This is a genomic window from Micromonospora psammae (genome assembly GCF_036902725.1).
Taxonomy (GTDB): domain Bacteria; phylum Actinomycetota; class Actinomycetes; order Mycobacteriales; family Micromonosporaceae; genus Micromonospora.
On sequence record NZ_JBAKHM010000001.1, the window covers coordinates 199,130 to 217,480 of the forward strand.

Annotated in this window: 14 protein-coding genes; 7 read left to right on the plus strand and 7 right to left on the minus strand. The window is 66.5% G+C overall.

What is annotated here, in order from left to right; translation table 11 throughout:
- Window positions 1-925: 925 nt before the first annotated feature.
- A complete protein-coding gene (locus tag V6U79_RS00915) occupies window positions 926-4,000 on the minus strand; it encodes a DEAD/DEAH box helicase (protein WP_334613104.1) in 3,075 nt (1,024 codons plus the stop codon).
- 3 nt (window positions 4,001-4,003) lie between these two features.
- Entirely contained in the window at window positions 4,004-5,602 is a 1,599-nt protein-coding gene (locus V6U79_RS00920) for a restriction endonuclease (RefSeq protein ID WP_334613105.1), read from the minus strand.
- Window positions 5,603-6,357: 755 nt separating this feature from the next.
- On the opposite strand from V6U79_RS00920, the gene V6U79_RS00925 reads away from it, so the two are divergent.
- A complete protein-coding gene (locus tag V6U79_RS00925) occupies window positions 6,358-8,652 on the plus strand; it encodes an NACHT domain-containing protein (protein ID WP_334613106.1) in 2,295 nt (764 codons plus the stop codon).
- A 193-nt stretch (window positions 8,653-8,845) separates the two neighbouring features.
- Here V6U79_RS00925 and V6U79_RS00930 read toward each other — a convergent pair whose 3' ends face one another.
- Together V6U79_RS00930 and V6U79_RS00935 are read right to left on the minus strand one after the other, a co-directional pair.
- Entirely contained in the window at window positions 8,846-9,661 is an 816-nt protein-coding gene (locus tag V6U79_RS00930; protein ID WP_334613107.1) for an inositol monophosphatase family protein, read from the minus strand.
- The gene (locus tag V6U79_RS00935) at window positions 9,658-10,710 is read right to left on the minus strand and encodes a DUF5919 domain-containing protein (RefSeq protein WP_334613108.1); all 1,053 of its coding nucleotides are present in this window, start codon (window positions 10,708-10,710) and stop codon (window positions 9,658-9,660) included. The genes V6U79_RS00930 and V6U79_RS00935 overlap by 4 nt, the downstream gene beginning before the upstream one ends.
- Window positions 10,711-10,913: 203 nt before the next feature.
- Here V6U79_RS00935 and V6U79_RS00940 point away from each other — a divergent pair, with 203 nt between their 5' ends.
- From V6U79_RS00940 to V6U79_RS00960, 5 genes are all read left to right on the plus strand, one after another.
- The gene (locus V6U79_RS00940; protein WP_334613110.1) at window positions 10,914-11,126 is read left to right on the plus strand and encodes a hypothetical protein; all 213 of its coding nucleotides are present in this window, start codon (window positions 10,914-10,916) and stop codon (window positions 11,124-11,126) included.
- Window positions 11,123-12,364, plus strand: coding sequence for an FAD-binding oxidoreductase (locus V6U79_RS00945; RefSeq protein ID WP_334613111.1), 1,242 nt, complete (start codon window positions 11,123-11,125; stop codon window positions 12,362-12,364). Before V6U79_RS00940 ends, V6U79_RS00945 begins: the two co-directional genes overlap by 4 nt.
- On the plus strand, window positions 12,361-12,630 hold the full coding sequence (locus V6U79_RS00950) for a hypothetical protein (protein ID WP_334613113.1): 270 nt from the start codon (window positions 12,361-12,363) through the stop codon (window positions 12,628-12,630). Before V6U79_RS00945 ends, V6U79_RS00950 begins: the two co-directional genes overlap by 4 nt.
- A gap of 34 nt (window positions 12,631-12,664) precedes the next feature.
- Window positions 12,665-13,978, plus strand: a complete 1,314-nt coding sequence (locus V6U79_RS00955; protein WP_334613115.1) for an AAA domain-containing protein — start codon at window positions 12,665-12,667, stop codon at window positions 13,976-13,978.
- Window positions 13,979-14,814: 836 nt separating this feature from the next.
- Window positions 14,815-15,444 carry a hypothetical protein gene (locus V6U79_RS00960; RefSeq protein WP_334613118.1) on the plus strand — a complete coding sequence of 210 codons (630 nt, stop codon included), beginning with the start codon at window positions 14,815-14,817 and terminating at the stop codon, window positions 15,442-15,444.
- A 171-nt stretch (window positions 15,445-15,615) separates the two neighbouring features.
- On the opposite strand, the gene V6U79_RS00965 is transcribed toward V6U79_RS00960, so the two are convergent.
- Window positions 15,616-16,182 (minus strand): hypothetical protein, encoded by a 567-nt coding sequence (locus tag V6U79_RS00965; protein ID WP_334613120.1) that lies wholly within the window; start codon window positions 16,180-16,182, stop codon window positions 15,616-15,618.
- A gap of 295 nt (window positions 16,183-16,477) precedes the next feature.
- Here V6U79_RS00965 and V6U79_RS00970 point away from each other — a divergent pair, with 295 nt between their 5' ends.
- Window positions 16,478-16,879, plus strand: coding sequence for a hypothetical protein (locus V6U79_RS00970; protein ID WP_334613121.1), 402 nt, complete (start codon window positions 16,478-16,480; stop codon window positions 16,877-16,879).
- Window positions 16,880-17,022: 143 nt separating this feature from the next.
- Here V6U79_RS00970 and V6U79_RS00975 read toward each other — a convergent pair whose 3' ends face one another.
- On the minus strand, window positions 17,023-17,418 hold the full coding sequence (locus V6U79_RS00975; protein ID WP_334613122.1) for a hypothetical protein: 396 nt from the start codon (window positions 17,416-17,418) through the stop codon (window positions 17,023-17,025).
- Entirely contained in the window at window positions 17,419-18,345 is a 927-nt protein-coding gene (locus V6U79_RS00980) for a ParA family protein (RefSeq protein ID WP_334613123.1), read from the minus strand.
- Between the last annotated feature and the right edge of the window lie 6 nt (window positions 18,346-18,351).

Here is an 18,351-nt window from a genome sequence, read left to right on the forward strand (position 1 = left end):
CATTCCAAGTGCGTCGTTGTGCGACGTGGACTCGTCAGATCTCGGGGGGTGGCGATGGTGGGAAGAAGAGGCATCGGCGACTTCTACGCCAATGCCGAAGGCCGCGATTCGGAACTGCCCGGGTACGACTGGGAGAACGACGACCGTCCCGACCGTACTCCCGATGTATGGCTCGATCGAGTCGTCTCGTCGTCCGCAGCCCAACGCCCGGGTGTGCTGCCGCGCGCGACGCCGAGAAGCGCAGCAGGCCAGCGGCGGCCCGCGATAGGCGCGACCGCCAAGGCGAAGCGGGTCACCCGCCCTTCCGAGCGTGAAGTCGCAGACGCTGCCCATAGCGTTCGAGCGCAAATACCGAACATCGGCCCTAAGGGAATCGCGAAACGGCTCCGCCAAAACGGCTGGACCTTCGTCGACTCGAAAGCCGTCGACCGGGCGCTGAAAGCTCATCCGACCCCCACTGCGCCGCAGAAGAGCCGCAGCGCACCCAGCAAGGCAACCCCGTCCCGCGGCCCGCAGCCGGTCCGGACGAAGGCAGCAATAAGTGAACAGCGTCCTGCCATGACCGGTCGACGACTGCGCGCCTTCGCAAGAGCCGCTCGCGACTTAGCCGCGCATGACCCCGCGTTGAGCTTGGCGGGGATGGTGCGCCGGCTTCAGCGTCGGGGCTGGCCCACCTGCAACGAGGTAGACGTGCGGAAGGCGTTGGGTATGAGCCCTACACCTGCCTCGCGGCCGGGCCGGGTATCCCCGTCACCGAAGAGCAACCGTCTAGCTGTGGGGGCTCTCAGCCCTTCGCCACGAGCGGCGTCCCTGCCTCCTGCGGACATCTGCCCCTCGTGCGGGGTGCGCCCTTCGGTCCTTGGCACCTGCCGCTGTTCCTAGCTCCCGTGCCGCTGCTTAAGCGGCACAGGAGCTGACTTGCTGCTTACGCCGCGATGGCTCGGGCAGCGGCATAGAGGTCAGCGGGGAGCGGGTGCGCCAACTCCCATTCGATGCGCATCGGTCGATCCCCGCTGTGCCGCCGGTACGTCATCGGCCCGGCGTACAGGTACGCCGGCACGCCCAACGCTCCTTCCGCGACCTTCGTCTCCCGCACGAACAGGTGCACCGTCGACCCCTGCGACGCGTGGTGGATGTACCGCTGCCCGGTCGCCGACGCCGACGACGTGGTGCTCTGCGACTCCCATTGAAACAGCGTCTCGGTGATGGCCCGGTCGGCGTACATGGTCGTGGGGGAGTAGTGCTGCTCCGACTTGACCAGCGTGACGAAGAACAGGTCCGCCTGCTCTGACTCAAGCCACTTCACGCCTTCGCGCAGCGACCCTGGGTTCGGCATCCCGAAGGCCGCGCACGCCTCGTTGCGGCTGTACCGGGCATGCACCCGCAGCGGCACCTTGCCGAGCCCGACCGGCTCGGTGACCCGGTGAATCCGATCCCGCAGCACCTCGGCGACCTGGCGTAGCTCGGCACATCGCGCCGGTTCCGCCCAAAGCCGCGCCAGCCGCGCGTCCCGCTCCGACAGCGGCACGTTCGGCCCCCATAGGCTGAAGTGCAGCATGTCCAGCAGCCGCCCGCCGGTCACCAGTCTGCCCGCCACCACCTGTTCCCACAGCGCCAGCCGCTCCGGGTCGTCGGTGTGCAGCATGCGGCCGATCGCCCGTCCCAACTCCCGGTCGTCCGGCCCCGGCACGGACGTCTCCACCCGAGCGAGCCGCCGCAGCCCGGTCCACCCGCCGAGCGTCGCCGACCGGTACACGTCCTCGATCTCCAGGCCGGTGTCCCGCAGGAACTCCGCGAGGGTCACGTCACCGAGCTGGCGCAGCTCGGCGACCATGCTGTTCTTCGACGACGGGACCGCCTTCTCCAGGTTGCGGAGCACGACCTCCTTCGCCACCCGGTCCAGCTCGACGTGGCATCCGCTCGGCAGGGACGGGAAGTCCTGCGCGACCGTGTCGTACACCTCTCGGCGGCTGACCCCGGTCAGCGCCCGCCACCGGAGGTCGAACCGGAAGTTGGCGTGCTGCCCGCCGATGAAGTCCAGCACGGTCAGGCAGGCCTTGTCGTCGTCCAGGCGCAGACCACGGCCGAGCTGCTGAAGGAAGATCGTCGCGCTCTCGGTGGGGCGCAGCATCAGGATCGTGTCGACCATCGGCAGGTCGACGCCTTCGTTGAACAAGTCCACGGTGAAGAGCACCCGCAGCTTGCCAGCCTTGAAGTCCCGAATCAGCACCTGCCGGCCCGCGGCGTCGACCTTCGAGGTCACCGCCGCAGAGGGTACGCCCTGCTGGCTGAACCAGTCCGCCATGAACTGGGCGTGCCCGATGCTCACGCAGAACCCGAGGGCCCGCATCCGCCCCAGGTCAACGAGGTCCCGGGCGGCTCGCAGCACCATCCGCGCCCGCGCCTGGTTGCCGGTGTAGAGGCCGTCCAGCTCCGCCGGGTCGTAACCCTGCCCGCGCTTCCACTGCAACTGGGACAGGTCCACGTCGTCGTGCAGCCCGAAGTAGTGGAACGGCACCAACAACTGCCGCTCCAACGCCTCCCGCAGGTGCAGCTCAACGGCCGCATGGCCGTCGAACCACCGCCGCACGTCGCCGCCGTCGGCCCGGTCGGGGGTCGCCGTCAGCCCCAGGAGTACGCGCGGCCGCAGCCGCTCCAACAGCCGGGCGTACGTCGGTGCCTCCGCGTGGTGGAACTCGTCCACGATCACCATGTCGAACAGCTCCGGGTCGATCTCCTGCCGGTGCAGCGACTGAATGGAGGCGAAGACGTGCCGCCACTGCGTCGGCTTCGCGCCGCCGACCAGCGTCTCGCCGAAGCTGCCGTCTCCCATCACCTGCCGGAACGTCGACCGGCTCTGCCGCAGGATCTGCTCCTGATGCGCGACGAAGAGCAGCGAGTCCACGCGCTTGTCCCGGTGCAGCCGCCGGTAGTCGAGGGCGGCGACCACCGTCTTGCCGGTGCCGGTCGCCATCACCACCAGGTTCCGCCACCGCCCGTGAACCTCACGCTCGGCGGTGAGGTCGTCCAGGATCTCCCGCTGATACCCGTACGGCCGGACCTCCAGGTTCGCGATCTCCGTCGGGGCCTCACCGGCCCGCTCCCCGCGCAACGCGTGGCGGAGCCGCTCGCCATCCGTCGTTGGGTCGTACGCCTCGAACGCCGGGTCGTTCCAGTAGTCCTCGAACGTTGCGGTGAAGGTGTCGATGACGTGCGGCTGCTCCAGGTTCGCGACTCTTACGTTCCACTCCACGCCGTCGACCAGGGCCGACTTCGACAGGTTCGACGAGCCGACGTAGGCGGTGGTGGTGCCGTTGTTGCGGCGGAACAGCCACGCCTTGGCGTGTAGGCGGGTGGTCCTGGTCTCGTAGGAGACCTTGACCTTGGCACCCAGCTCGGCGAGCCGGTCGAGGGCACGCTGATCGGTGGCGCCCATGTAGGTGGTGGTGATGACGCGGAGGTTGCCGCCGCGGTCGATCAGCTCGCGGATGGCGGGCTCGATGAGGCGCAGGCCGTGCCACTTGATGAACGCGCAGAGCAGGTCGACGCTCTCGGCCGACGCCATCTCGTGGGTGACCTCGTGGCCGATCCGCGGTTGATGGCGGCCGTTGACCAGCAGGGCGCCGGTGGAGAGCGGGGTGGTGGGGCGTTGCGGGAAGGCTGGTCCGGCAGGCGGAGTCGGTGGGGCCGCGATGGCGTGCAGCAGGTGCTTGGCGTCGGCAACCTGGTCGTCAACGCCGACCGCGCGGGGCTCGACCGCTGCGATGCTCTCGGCGATTCGGTTGGCCACCTCGACCTGGCGGGCGAGCTTGTCGTCGCCGCCGGGGATGGCGAGTAGGGCCCGCCGGGCGAGGGCCGCGATGTGCCGGGCGAGGACGTCGTGCGCGTCGGCTGGGTCGAGCTTGACCTGCAGGACCAGGGCAGGGTCGACGTGCTGGAGCCGCTCGGCCAGTTCGCCGGTGATCAGGTGCTCGTAGATGCCCAGGTCGAGATCAGTCACGGATTAGTCCAGCTCGCTGGGGTCGATTCGCGCCTTCACTCCGGCGTGCTCGGCAAGCAGATAGAGCAGGTTGGAACCGTCGATGAGCTCCAACGGCTTCCCGGAAGCGAACTCGTACGATGCCGGTCCGTATCCACTGGTTGTGACGAGGATGCCCTTTGAGCCTCCCTCGTTTTGGAGGGTACCGAACAGGTCGCGCACCGACGAAACATCGACCGTGTTCCGGTAGCGTTTGGCCTGGATGACGACCTTGCCGCCGAAAATTGGCCGAGGATCGAATGCAACGCAGTCGACCCCGCCATCCCGGGAGGGGCGGGTCTGCTTCGTGTCCAGGCCCATCTTGGTGAAGAGATTCTGGATGAGGCTCTCGAACTCGGTTGGCGTCAGCTTGAGCAGGTTCGGCCGCTGATCGAGGTCGGCCAGCACGTCGACCTCATCCACGAACCGTTTGTCGACCATATCGAATTCTAGAACGGGGCGCACAGGCGCGAGTTCCGCTGGGCGCTTCGAGACTGAGGCGTTGAGGCCCTGGAGGCAGGCGGTAGGCTCGACCTTTCGTAGATTGAGCTCTGTGAAGACGTTACGAGTGGTCCGTAACGTCACGAGGCATGGTTGTACAGCCTCGCCGGTACGCGGATCGGTCGTGTCGACGATGCCGTTGAAGACAATCGTCTCGACCAGCCCCGAACCGTCGGCCTCAAACAGCTCGTGCACGGTCCGTAGGGTGACCTGCGACACGAGGTTCCCGTACCGCTCCCTGATCTCCTTCGCCGGCCGAGCCGCCGTGGTGATCTCATCCCGGGCCTTGACGTAGCGGTACTCCCTTACGGCGGGAATTACGTCCACGGTCGGAAGATGGTACTCCACGACCAGCTGATGAGACTCCGGGACGTATGCCAGCCGGTAGTGCTGGGGGAAGTCGTCGGGGTAGACGGAGTTGCCCAGCACCATGGCGAAGTACTCAACCACCGCTACTGGGTTTGCCGCGGCGACCGCTGCCGCGAACCGATCGACCTCGGCGTTGTGTGCGTTGACCTCCGCGTCCAGCGTGGCGCAGTGCTGCTGGTAGCTCTGGTAGGCGGCCGAGAGTCGTCGCTGACGGTCCGCTTCGGCTACCGCGTGTTGAGTCTGCGCCTTCGCGAATGCCTGCTGGGCTCCTGCCAACTGATGCTGGTATTTAGCCTGTCCGCCGAACATCTTTCCGAGACCTGTGGGAGCCGGCGGCTCAAACCGTCGCCAGTCTGGGGGCGGCAGGGGAGTGCCAAGGGCGCCCGGGTTGAAGGGTGGATGCGTCGTCGACTTGCGTAGTCGCCGAAAATCGATGTGGTCGTCGACGTCCAGGGTCGCCGCCAGAAGGTTGTCCAGCTCCTCGAGGTGCGCCTGGAGGTCGGAGTTGTCCGCCGCTACCTCGGCGACGCGTGCCTCGACGTACAGCCGCTTGCGCTCCCGTTCATCAGCGGCGGCTGCGCGCTGGACTGCCCTCATGGTGCGCTCGGCTTCACGGCGGAGCTGCTGTTGATGCCGGTACGCGGCGGCTTGGGCCTGCTTCTGGGCGCGGACCTGTCGCGCGTGAGCCCGCTGCATCTCCTTGAGGATTCCCACGTCAGTCCTCTGAAGTCATAAGGGGTGCGGAGTCGACACCATAGCCAGTGAGCATGGCGTCGGGCACCCTGCCTGACTTGGCGGGGCCGAACCCACACCGGAGGCTGTCCGACCTGCTCAGATTTCGCCGAGGTTCGATGTCGGATCTCGGACAGTTCCTGCTCACATCGATGGCACAGATGGAGGCCACTGCGCCCGTGGCACCAGTTGTGCGGCGGCTCGGGGTCGACGCCGAGGGAGGCTGAGTAGCCGCCTGAGCTGGGGCGATGCGGCTCGTGTGAGTTTCGGTTGCTCCCGGCAATGTCAACGGCTGGGGCTATTGACAGTGCAGACAGGCCAGAAAGCAGCACCTGAACGGCCGAATTGTTGGGGGTCCCGCTCGCAGGACTCTTGCCGGTACTGTCCGGGGACCGCCAGTGGGGAGGTGGGGAGCCGGGCCGGGACGTCATCACGCGGCGGTGGAGCTGTCCGCAGTCGTATGGCTGCCCGCTGTATGAGCTGCCAGTTTGGCCCATCGTGCGCGCCGTACACAAAGGCGGAGTGGGCGCGCACCACTTGTCGCTGGGTGTTGCACCGCGAGCGTTCGGTATCTCCGAGCATGCGCCGACCGGTGCGTGGTTCAGCCTTGAGCGGATCGCCGCCCAGGCGGCACACCGCGACCAGCTCTGCCTGGCACCCCAATGCCAGGACGGCGGGACGCGACAACGTTCCGCCTGCGGTCTAGATCAAGATTTCTAACCTCTGGGGAGGGCGCGATGAAGCTATCTGACAATGGGCATGAGTTCGAGCAACGCGCCCTAGCTATCGCACGAGCTATTTACGATCCATCCCATACGCAGGGTGCAGTCATGTTCAGAGGCAGAGAGCATGACGGCGTATTCATGGACGATAAGTCAATCGTTGCATTTGAGTTCACGGTGTCTCAAGAAAAGGCAAAGGCAGTAAAGGACGCCGAGAAAATCAAAGATGTTCTACAGCATCTAATTGCTCAGCCTGAAAACTACTACAAGATGGCTCAGGGCTTTGTTGTAACTGCTAGCGAGCCGACGGCGGAGCAGCGGCAGGCCGTAGACCGAGTTGCCGGTCATGCGCGTTTGCCCATCAAATGTCTAAGCCTTGTCTCGCTGCGTCGACTTTTAATCGACACTGAGAAATATCTGGCGCTGCGGCGAGATGCCCCCTTCGGGTCGTCCGGCTATCAGTTGCCCGCGGTGAACGCGACCCTTTCTTTGTATCGGACGACGTATGTTGAGCCTACTTTAGTCCGAAGGGTCGACGGGGGGTGCGTTTCAATATCGGAAGTTATGGATGCAAGCAATCAAGGGCAACGCATAGTTATTACGGCGGACTATGGTTCGGGCAAGAGCGAAGCCCTTAGGCAGCTATTCGAGCGAATGCGGAAGAAGTACTTCAAGGCGCCGTCCGAACACCGGTTTCCGCTTCACCTCAATCTTAGAGACGGCTACGGTCTTCGCACGCCTCGAGAGGTTCTTTGGCGTCACGCGGAGGATATTGGGTTCAATGAACCGAATAGTCTCGTAGCTGCGTGGAGGGCGGGCAACTGCACCCTACTCCTGGATGGCTTTGACGAACTCGTCCCGTCTCGATGGGTTGGGGGTGCCAGAGACCTCAAACAAGTCCGGTGGCAGGCGCTGGAGGCTGTGCGTCGGCTTATCGCCGAGACGCCGGATGAGTGCGGAATCGTTCTTGCCGGTAGGCCCCAGTATTTCTCGAGCCCCGGCGAGCTCTTGGAAAGTCTGGCCCTCGAGCGAGGGCAGCTCTTTGAGCTGCAGGACTTTAATGATGAACAGATTTTCTCTCTATTGGGTACGGAAATAGCGCTTCCGGAATGGATTCCAGCGAAGCCGCTGTTGCTTAAATTCCTTATTCAGAATGACTTGATCGGTCAGGTAGCGGATCAGTCCAAGAGCGTCTTCTCGGCTTGGTGGCGTGTTCTTGACCTTGTTGCCGCCCGTGAAGCGGATCGGCTTAGCTCGGTGACCCGTGAGTCGATTCGAGCGTTAATTGCGCGGACTGCAACCCTGGCTCGAGGGGCGGAAGAGGACCTCGGCACGATATCGATCGACGATATGCGGTCGGCCTTCCGTGAAGTCTGCGGATACGAGGCTGATGAAGAGGGCCTTCAACTTCTTCTCCGGCTGCCTGGCCTTGCCAGCATGCCCAATGACGGGGCTCCTGGTAAGGCAGCCGAAGGTCGGCGCTTCGTCGACTCTTCACTCGCCGCCGCTGCGTACGGCTTAGATCTAAGCGCATACATCAGTTCGCCATATTCTGGACATCCTCTGTCGGGCGGAGTAACGTGGACTTCGAATCTGGGCCGGCTGGCAAGCGGGGTTGCCGCAATTGACTTAGAGGAGGCCGGGTTTGATCCGGGTGTGACCTCTGCTGTCATCAGTAAGAGAATGAACGAGGGGCACTTCGATGCCGTTCTGCTGGACGTCGTTTTGGCGGCGGATTTTATGGCGGTCAATCCTCAGGCAGAACTGGCGCCGTTCATCGATGGAGTGCTCATACCGGAAGTGCTGCTACCTGCGGAGAAGGGGTACCTGTCTGGGAGTACCTTCAAGAGCTGTGTAATAGAAGTTGTCGACGCGACCGAGGTGGATGGCGAGTCGGATATTCCCACTTTCCAAGATTGCTTGATCGGTCGCTTGGACGGGTGGTCGCAGGTTCCTGATCAGCTGCAAGGTCATTTTAGCGGCTCCGATATCGTGGAGATGTCGTCCCCTGCTAACACTACGGCTGGGATTTTGCAGTTGCAGATTGGTGCCGGTGAGCGCTTGGCCTTGGTGGTGCTGAAAAAGGTTTATGCAGGGTCGGGGAGGAAGGAATCTGCTCTGGTTAGGGGTGTGCCGTTGGTTGATAGAGCCGCAGTCCCTCAGGTAACCGCTTCCTTGCTGTCGGCCGGATATATCGCTCGAGCTTCCGGCAAGGGTGACGATCTAATTTTGCCGGTGAAATCGCGCAGGGCAGCCGTTGCAAGGTTTCTCGCGGCTCCCCAAACCTTCAATCTCGCCAATTTGCGCTGAACTGCCCTTACCTTATTTGCAGGTGGTCGATGACCGGCGTTTGCGGGTTATGGCTCATTACAGTGCCGTCAGCGTCGGCATTTCGAATAGGGTAAGGGATGGTTCACGTTAACTCGGGGTGTGGCTTGTCTGCCACCCTCCCTGCTCCTGCCAGTCGGCCACCCGCCGGCAGCTCGCCTACGGCCATCCGTTGTCAACCAGGTTCGCAGAGGGCTTCGACCGTGCCGGCGGCCCTCCTATAGAGCCGGAGCACAGCCTCGGAAAGGGCAGGCGCGACCGCTAGCGTGACGGCCGAGCTGACATCGTGGCCCGTACCGTTCTCGTCGAGGATGACCGCTCCTGCCTCTCGCGCAATGACGACGCCCGCCGCCATATCCCATGCATGGTTGGACAGGGTCAACGCCGCGTCCAGCCTGCCCTCGGCGAGCCAGGCCAGGTCGATCGCCGCGCTTCCCGTCATACGCACGCGCTGCACCTCACTCGCGAGCTCGGCCGTCAGGGCGAGGCGCAGCTGGTTCTTGGCCTCGGCTTCCGGGCCCACGGCGTAGTCCCCGATGGCGACGATCGCATCGCTCAGGTTGCTGGTGCTACGGACTCTAATCTCGGCGCCGTTCGCGGAGGCGACGTCGCCCCTGACGGCGGTGTAGCGCGACCGGAGGAAGGGCAGGTCGATCACGCCCAGTATCCCTTCACTCCGCCGAACGAGCGCGAGCGAGACGGCGCACAGGGGCAGACCGCGAACGAAGTTCGCCGTGCCGTCGATCGGATCGAGGACCCACTGCATCTCGGCCGAGCCGGTGCGCCCTTCCTCCTCGCCGAGGAATCCGATCTCAGGCGTTTCAGCCCCCAGGAACGCCCGCATGTCGCGTTCGATCGCGTAGTCCATCTCCGAGGCGAAGTCGCGGTCGCCCTTCACCGTCAACGCGCCTGGGGACCGGTGCCGCATCGCCTCCGCGGCGCGGTTCACGGCCTCGACTGCGATGGGCAGCAGCTCCCGGTATTCGCTCACAGCTGCCGCCCGCGCTGCCACTGCGACTCGAAGACCTGCTCGAACACCGGGTACAGCCCAATGCCTTGCGGGTCTCGGCGGATGACGAAGGCGGGGGAGTCCACTCCACGGCTCTCCGTCAGGTAGGGCTGCGCCACACACAGATCGTCCACGAGCACGATATTGAAGCGAAGCGTCTCGTCGTACGTCGCCAGCCCCATGCTGTCCCGCAGGTCGGCGGGAAGCCGGTCGCGGACCCGAAGCAGCGTCTCGACGTTGAGCTTGGTCAGCGCCGACAGTTGCCCGGGCGCGAAGCCTTCCTCCACCTCCCAAGCCTGGATAGCCGAGCCGGCGGGGTCGAGGAACAGGCAGCGAACGTGAGCGCCGTTCTCCAAAAGGCCGTTCCAGCGCCGGTCGGCGTAGTCCTGGCAGAGCATGTTGAGGGACAGGCCAACCGCCCGAATATCCTGGGCACCGTCGAGGAGCTGGTCGGCGGGAAGGCGCGCGGAGAGCTGAGACCGGCTGGGGTAGACCGCCGTCAGGCCGGCGAGGCCATCAGAGGATGGCGGGACTGGGCCTTGGCCCGACGCATCGAGCGCGAGCATCACGTCTCCCGGTGGCGTCTCGCTGGTCTCCCAACGCAGCACCGCCTCGGCGTTGGGTCGCCAGCCGAGGGGCGACCCCAGCACCTCGGCGAAACGGTCAGGGGCCAGCCCGGCAGCGACCCGGACAGCACCCCTCCGCTGATGCGCCACCGCCCCGAGGTCCGACCGAGTCGCGCCGGCCGGTGGCAGTGCCTCGCCGACGTGGAGCGCCGCGACAAACCGGTCGCGAACGTCGGTGCCCGCCTTGCCTAGCGCCGTGTCGAGTGCGGCCTGCATTTCGGGACGCGGGCGAACGCCATCCTGCCCGGCCTCCCACTTTGACACGGTCCGCTCAGCAACGCCCAGGTGCGCCGAGAAGTTCCGGATGCTCATTCGTAGGGCTTGGCGCAGCGCTCGTGTTTCCCGGCCGGTCCACCGTTGCACGGTCGTCATCGTGCCGCCTTCGATCACGTCGAGATCGGTCATTGGGCAGCCTAACGCCGGCAGGTGCAGTGCAGTTACCGCGGAGGTGCATTCCGTAGTCATGTTGCCTCAACGGCGGTCTGACCAGGGTGGATGCATGGCCCGGGGCGGGTGCCGGGCTCCGGCCGCGTCGACCCGAACGACGACAACCGTCCCCGCCCGCCCCGGCGCCACTCCACGCACCACGACGCCGGAGGCGCCCACCCATGTCCGCCGTACTCGCCGATTTCCCCGTCCTCACCCCGGTCACCGACGAGGACCTGGTCCTCGCCGCACGGGCGGTCCGCGTCCACGTCCCGGAGAGCTGGCCGCACGGCCTGCTCTGCCGCAGCGAACGCGTCCCGTACCCGTGCCGCCTGGCCCGCTGTGGCCGCGCCACCCTCGCCGTCACCGGCCTCACCGAGGAGCAGATAGCGTGACCGAGCCGGAGGTACACGAGGGCCTCGCCCACTGGCTGAGTCTGCTGGCGGCCGACGCTGAGCTGTCCCCGTACCTGGTTGGGGTGGATCGGGACCGGCTGACGGCGCACCTGGCACGGTCGCTCACGACCGCGCCCGGCGGCGGAACTCTGCTCGGGGGGTGGGGCGGCCTGGGCTGGTCCGAGGCGCAGCACCGGCGCGCACTCAACTACCTGGCTCGGCTGCTGCAAGCGAGTGACGAGCCGTCAGCCGCAAGCCCGGCCGTAAGCGCCGACCAGTTCTGGGCGGCAGTAGAGGTCCGCTGCCCGGGCCTGCTGCCGGGGCGGGAGGCACCCCTGGTCCACGCCGCGCTGGCACGCCTCATGACCCGTGGCGACGACCGGGCCGGCCGGCTGGCGCTGCTGGCGGTGCTCGGCCGCGCGTACCGTCGTTACGGCCTACGTCCAACGCACGCCGCCACCCTTCAGAAGGCGTTGGGAGCCAGCAAAGGGTGGGAAAGGGCGTGGCGGCTGGTCCAGTGGGCCGCCGACCGGGTGGGTGACGGCCCGGCCTGGTGGCCGGTCGAGGTGCTCGACCACGACCGAGCGGGTGACGGCCTCGCCATCCTCACCGTGCGGCCGTGGCGGCGGCTGCCGTTTCGGCCCGGCCAGGCGGTGCCGGTGTGCACGCCGCGCCGACCCGGCCGGTGGCGCTGGCTCTGCCCGGCGAACGCGCCGCGCCCGGACGGCACCCTCGAGCTGCACGTCCGCGCGCTCCCCGCCGGGTCCGTCTCCACCAGCCTGGTCCAGGAGGTACGCCCCGGCGAGCTGCTCTGGCTCGGCCCGCCCGTCGACACCGGGCTCCACCTGCGGGACGGTGACCTGCTGCTGGTGGCCGGCGGCACCGGCCTGGCGCCGCTGCGCGCCCTGGTCGAGCAGGTGGCCGCCGCCCCGGACGGCCGCCGGGTGATCCTGGTCGTCGGTGCCCGCACCGTCGCCGACCTGTACGACGCGATCGCCCTCGACAAGCTTCAGTGCGCCCACGACTGGCTGACCGTCGTACCGGCCTTCTCCCAAGACCCGCTCGCCGAGCCGGGGGAGCGAGGTGACGCGCTCACCGTGGCCCTGGACCACCTGGGGCAGCAGGAGGTGTACCTGTGCGGGCCGCCGGCGATGCTGGCCGGGTCGCGGCTGCGGCTGCTCGCCGCCGGGGTGCCCGCCGCGCGCATCCACCTGCCGGAGCGGATCCCGTGGCGATGACCGTCTACCGCAGCCGCAACTCCCTCACCGGTCGGCTCACCCCGGAGCGGATCGTGGGCCTGTCGTTGCCGCTTGCCGGGCGCGGCCGGCGCGGTTACCGGGTGGACGATGTCGACCTGCTCCTGCACCGGCTCGCCCACGAGTTGGGGGAGCGGAACCGCCAGCTCGAGGTCGTCCGGGAGGAGAACCGGCGGATCAAGAACGCGCTGCGGAGCTGGCAGTCCGATCGGGCGGCGCGGCGCGGGAGTGACGGTGGCCGGAGGTAGGGTCCCGGGGACGCCGTTTCGGGAGGTGACGTCGATGCTCGCCGGTCTGGACCTGCCACCCGCCGTCGAGGCGGAGCGGGTGATCTCTGCCGTCCTGGCCGACCTGCGCTCCGGCCAGCACCGCGGCGTGGTCGTCGACTCCCCGCCCGGTGCCGGCAAGTCCACCCTCGTCGTCCGCGCCGCCGTCGAACTGGCCGCCGTCGGCGAGCCGCTGATCATCATCGCGCAGACCAACGAGCAGGTCGACGACCTCATCGACCGGCTCGCCCGCAAGGCGCCCGACCTGCGCCTGGGCCGCCTCTCCGCCGCCGACTACCAGCCCTCCGAGCGGGTCAAGGCCCACGACACGGTCAAGGTCGCCGCCAAGGTCGCCGGTCTCGGCGGCCCGGCCGTCATCGTCGGTACGGCCGCCAAGTGGGCCACGGTGACCGAGGGCTCCTGGCCGTGGGCGATCGTCGACGAGGCGTACCAGATGCGGTCGGACGCCCTGTTGCGCGTGGCCGGCAGGTTCGAGCGGGCGCTGTTCGTGGGGGACCCGGGGCAGCTCGACCCGTTCTCCACGGTCGAGACCGCGCGCTGGACGGGCCTGACCTGGGATCCGATGCAGGCCGCGGTGGCGGTGCTGCTGCGGCACAACCCGGAGCTGCCAGTGCACCGCCTGCCGGTGTCGTGGCGGCTGCCCGCGTCGGCGGCGCCGGTGGTCGCGGCGGCGTTCTACCCGTTCACCGGGTTCCGCGCCGGCACCGGCCCGGCCGACCGGGCGCTGGCGTTGACCGAACCCGGACCGGGCGACGACCTCGACGCGGCGGTGGAGCTGGCCGCGACGACCGGCTGGGCGCTGCACGAACTGCCGGCCCGGCACACCCTGCGCACCGACGCCGAGGCGGCGTCGGCGTGCGCCGCCCTCGCCCTGCGGGTGCTGCGCCGGGGAGCGGTTGCCGTCTCCGAGCAAGCGCCGGCCGGCACGCCGGTCACCGCGGACCGGATCGCCGTCGGGGCCGCGCACCGCGACCAGGTCGCCGCCATCCGTGCCCACCTCGGCGAGGCCGGGGCGGGCATCACCGTCGACACCGCCAACCGGCTCCAGGGCCGCGAATACGACGTGACGATCGTGCTGCACCCGCTCTCCGGGCGGCGGGACGCGACGACATTCCACCTGGAGTCGGGGCGGCTCTGCGTGTTGACCTCCCGACACCGGCACGCCTGCATCGTGGTGGCGCGGGCGGGCATCGGGGAGCTGCTGGACGCGCACCCGTCGACCGAGTCGGTGCACCTCGACGTGCCGGTCAAGTTTCCGGACGGCTGGGTGGCGAACCAGACGATGCTCACCCATCTCGGCGGCACGTAGCGCGCGACCGGGCGTCCGCGCACGGTCCGCAGTTCCTGGGTACCCGAATCTGGTGTGACGCCAGGCTCGACGGGGCCGGCCGCTGCCGACGCCGCGACGACCACGGCGGCTCGTGCGGAGCCACGGACGAGGATCCACGCCGGTAGCCTCCGGGCATGCCCGACACTTTGCACGACGACCCGCTGGCCCGCTTCACGGATCCCCAGCCGTACACCATGGAGACCGTCGCCGAAGCTCCCCACGCCGCTGGCGTGCACGTGGTCCTCGACGGCGGTGAGGTCATCTATGTCGGCCGGACCAGGCGGGGTCTGCGGGATCGCCTCCGGCAGCACCTGAACGGCAACCGCGACTCGTCGGTGCTGCACGACCAGGTCGGCCAAGCTCTCGACACCCCAGGCAACGTGGCGTCGGCCGCCGACATCGCCGACTGGCTGGGCCGGTGCGAGGTTCGCTGGCAGGAGACCGACAACCCGGAGGGTACGGAAGGAAGCCCTCGTCGTCGCCTTCAAACCGCGCTTCAACCGGCAGGTGCCGAAGCCACGCCCCGGGGACGGTGGCGAATAGCGGAGCGTTGCCGACTGCCGCGAGCCGGACCGGCTCCGTCCTCCGTCCTCCGACCTTCGGCGCAGATTGATCTCCATACCCTGAAACGGCTCCGTCGAGACTGTCGGGGGGAGCGGTCCCCTCAGCTCGCCCGGGCGCGAGCCGGAACCAGTTGAACAAGAACGCCCTTCCCGGCTGGCAAGCCGCCCAGGCGGCGGCGCGGCACCACCGGTAGGTGCGAAGCCTCTCTTCGGCGGAAACGTCTCACCGCCGCCGATGTCTACAGTGTCCAAATGACCTACCCTCAGACTGACCGGACCGCCCCGGTGCCGCCCCCAGTGGGCCTCGAAGCGGAGATGCGCGCCGACCCGAAGAAGCAGGAGAAGTTCGCCAGGCTCGCGGCCGATCCCTACTTCGCGCAGGTCGTCTCGGCCAACCAGGCATACCTTCGGGCCGCCGTGCCCCACCTGGCGGCGACCGAACGCGATCACTGGGTCTTGTCCTGCTTGCCTGGCACCAACGGGGGACGTCGGCTCTCGACCGTGAGCATGAAGCGGATGGAAGTCTTCGTCCTGCTTCGGCACGAGGAGCCCGAGGATGACACTGCCGTCCACGGGTTCATGGTGGTTCGCGAATCGGTCCTGCACCGGTACGCCCGCTCGGGGCAGGGCGTCGAGGAGCTCAACCCTCACCTGACCTTTGATCGGAGTCGGCCCTACCAGGATGCCGGTGACGACCAGGTCAGGATCTGTGGCTGGTATGACGAGCTGATCGCAGCCCTCGCCGAGGAGCCGTTCGCTGTCGCCGCCCGCGAGCTGGCGGCCTCGCTCCTTGTAGGTATCACCAACAACGCCCGGCACCACAACTACCAGCTCGCCGACCAGGTGCTCGGCCGGGCGGTGTCGACCGGCCAGCCGCTCTGAACGGGCTAGCCAGGGGGCACGAGTCCGACTCCCGCCCGGCCGTACGCCCATGGAAGCCGCCGCCGACGCGCGCCTGGCCGGCTCGGGCCGAAGCTGTGGTGGCGCCACCCGCCGGGGGGTTCACACACCGATCGCGGGGTGTCGCCTGTGAGTTGTCGTGCAGTGGCCGGGTCAAGGGAGCAGGATGCGGGCCCTCCTGCTCGGCCCCAGGGTCATCACCCGGAAAGGGCAGGCCCTGTCGGTCAGCAGCTTGTACGCCTCGATGGCGCGTTCCGCGGCGTCCCGGGCCTGATCCGCCGGGCGCATGCCCTTGCCCCGGTTGCGGAGGAGGGCACCGTAGAACGCGGAGCAGAAGACCCCGCTCTCGTGCCAGCCGATCAGGGCGGAAGTGCCGATGTATGTCACGTCGCCCTGGAGGCAGTCCCGCACCGCCTTCTGCCACACGCCGGTGCCTGTCCTGCACCCGTCCGCGATGATGGCACCCGCCGAGATGCCCTGTCCTCGATCCGCCGCGACCTCGCCGAGCGTCTCGAGCGAAACCGTCACCTTGCCGTCGGAACTGGTGAAGCTCGGGGTCACGCTATGGTCGCCGTGGGCCATGACGTGCAGGACGTCGCACGGTGCGGTGAAGGCGGAGAGCACCGTGTCCGGGTCACGTGTGCGAACGAAGTCGATGTCCACGATCGGCTCGTCACTCCCGGCGTTGATGTTCTGCAGGGTTGACTGCACGAAGGTCATCGCCGCATCGAACGATGAATCCAGCCCGAGGATCCAGCAGGCTGACTCTTCTCGACTTCATCCGGCCGTCCTCCCCAGACTGCGACCGCAGGTCGGCGTAAAGATCGACCGTACGAGTCGATCCTTGCCTTGTCCTTCCGGCAAAGGCCTCCCTGAGCTCCGCCCCTTCGGCGCAGATCGATGTCGTTCCGGTTGAGCGGGCCGGTCAACGGGGCGGAAGCGTGCCTATGCTCTCAGCAATCGAGCGAGGCGGCGATCGAGGTCAGCCGTGTGGGGGCGAGTTCGAGGGGCGCGCATGGGATTCAACGTCGGTGACATCGTCGCCGTTCAAGCCGACCCCAGTCGAGTCGGACCCGTCATCCAGATCATGCAGAGCGTCGACGGGTTCGGCCGCTACCGCGTCTTTCACGAAGCGGGAAGCATGCGCGAGTACGCAGAGGACCAGCTGGTGCTCGTGGCGGCGCACCAGGAGGCGACGACTGCCGGCCTGTCTCCTGAGGAGTTCCGAGCCCGGCTGGTCGCCGCCCGGCTCAGTCACCCGCTCACCGATCACGTCTATTCGCTGCGGCAGCACGGATCAAGTACGTGCCGGTCCAGTTCCGGCCGCTCCTGCGCCTCGCCCGCGCCGACGAGCCGCGGCTGCTCCTCGCCGACGACGTCGGCGTCGGCGTCGGTAAGAGCATCGAAGCCGGCTTGATCATGAAGCAGCCTCTGCCCGGCAGCCGCTGGACTACGTGCTCGTCCTCTGTCCCAAGGCGCTCACGGTTAACGCCCCCTGCCTGCCCCGGAGTCTAAGAGGAGAGGCGAATCGCGCTGAAGATGCAATCTAACGGCTGACCCTTACGACGTCGGATGTTCTCGAATCGCATGGGAGCGGAGCCGGAAGCCAATTGTCGCCTCGATCAGGTTGTTTCTGAGGTCCTCGACTTTGTCCGTCTTCCGAACAGGCAGGTCAAACGCGGCGGTCAGAGCGTGCAACGCATTTCGAGTGAGCTTAAGTTGCTCCAGATACGCCAAACCCTCTTCTCGGCTGCCCATCGTCATGAGGTCGGCGCGCACCTTGTCGATGTCCGCCTGATCAAACGTCACCCTCTCGCTGCCCGGTCGGGCGCCAGCGCGGGGCACAATTGCCAAAGTTGAACTGCCGTTAACGAGTCGCTCTATTTCTTCTCCAGACAGGTTGCGCAGAAAGCTCGTGACGACCTTTAAGATTTGGAGCGCGGCATCGGTAGTCACTTACAATCCCACCCTGCCCTCAAACTCGCTCACTAGCGACTCAAGTTCTGCAACTATTTGGCTGAAATTTGGTTCGCTGCGGAGTACCACGGGAATTCCATTGCGGGGCGCATCCGTGAAAAATGTCTTGTTTTCGCGAATGAAAGAATCGAATACTGCGACTCCAAGTTGTTTCGTCTGCCGAATGTATGGGCGGAGGGCGGATATGGGTTGCCCACCGTACATCTGAAGCATTGTAAATACGACACCCAAAATTTCGGGGTCGATGCTTTCGGCGTACTCACCGGATTCGAGCTTCGCATAGTCATTGTACCCGCTAACTAGCTCATCTAGGCTTCGGATGAGATAGTCAATCCCCAGCGTTGACAGGTAATCCGCCTTGGCGGGAATCAAGATGCTATCACTGGCCACAATCGCCGTCTTGGTAACCACATTGAAGTTCGGCGGGCAGTCGATTAAAGCTACGTCATAGTCGGAGAGCTCCGGTTCGGCCAGCCCTTCAGCCAATCTTCGGTGCACGCGCAGGAACTTCATCTTGGATTGCTTGAGGCTTGACCCGCCGAGCTCGGCAGCTAACTCCAGGTCGACGTTGATTAGCCCAAGATGGGACGGGATAAGATGAAGGGCCCCGCCGTTCAAGCTCGTGCCGTTCTGTTTGACGCGATCGGGCTCGGTAATTAGGGTGTTCAACCTGAGAGGTTGAGCGCCCGCATCGTAAGAGTCGTACCACTGTTTAATGGTTCTCTTGTCGGCCAGTCTCTTCGTCCAAAACTCTGGCGTGAAGAGGGAGAATGTGAGGCTGGCTTGCGGGTCAAGGTCAATGAGGAGAACCTTCTTGCCTCGAAAAGCTAATTCGGCGCCTAGGTTTGCAGTTAAGGTAGTCTTTCCAACGCCGCCCTTGTAATTGATGATCGAGACGGTCTTCATGCGTGT

Coding starts and splice junctions, on each gene's coding strand:
- V6U79_RS00925 (WP_334613106.1), top strand. CDS start 6,358: ATGAAGCTATCTGACAATGGGCATGAGTTCGAGCAACGCGCCCTAGCT.
- V6U79_RS00935 (WP_334613108.1), bottom strand. CDS start 10,710: ATGACCGATCTCGACGTGATCGAAGGCGGCACGATGACGACCGTGCAA.
- V6U79_RS00940 (WP_334613110.1), top strand. CDS start 10,914: ATGTCCGCCGTACTCGCCGATTTCCCCGTCCTCACCCCGGTCACCGAC.
- V6U79_RS00950 (WP_334613113.1), top strand. CDS start 12,361: ATGACCGTCTACCGCAGCCGCAACTCCCTCACCGGTCGGCTCACCCCG.
- V6U79_RS00955 (WP_334613115.1), top strand. CDS start 12,665: ATGCTCGCCGGTCTGGACCTGCCACCCGCCGTCGAGGCGGAGCGGGTG.
- V6U79_RS00960 (WP_334613118.1), top strand. CDS start 14,815: ATGACCTACCCTCAGACTGACCGGACCGCCCCGGTGCCGCCCCCAGTG.
- V6U79_RS00965 (WP_334613120.1), bottom strand. CDS start 16,182: ATGACCTTCGTGCAGTCAACCCTGCAGAACATCAACGCCGGGAGTGAC.
- V6U79_RS00970 (WP_334613121.1), top strand. CDS start 16,478: ATGGGATTCAACGTCGGTGACATCGTCGCCGTTCAAGCCGACCCCAGT.
- V6U79_RS00980 (WP_334613123.1), bottom strand. CDS start 18,345: ATGAAGACCGTCTCGATCATCAATTACAAGGGCGGCGTTGGAAAGACT.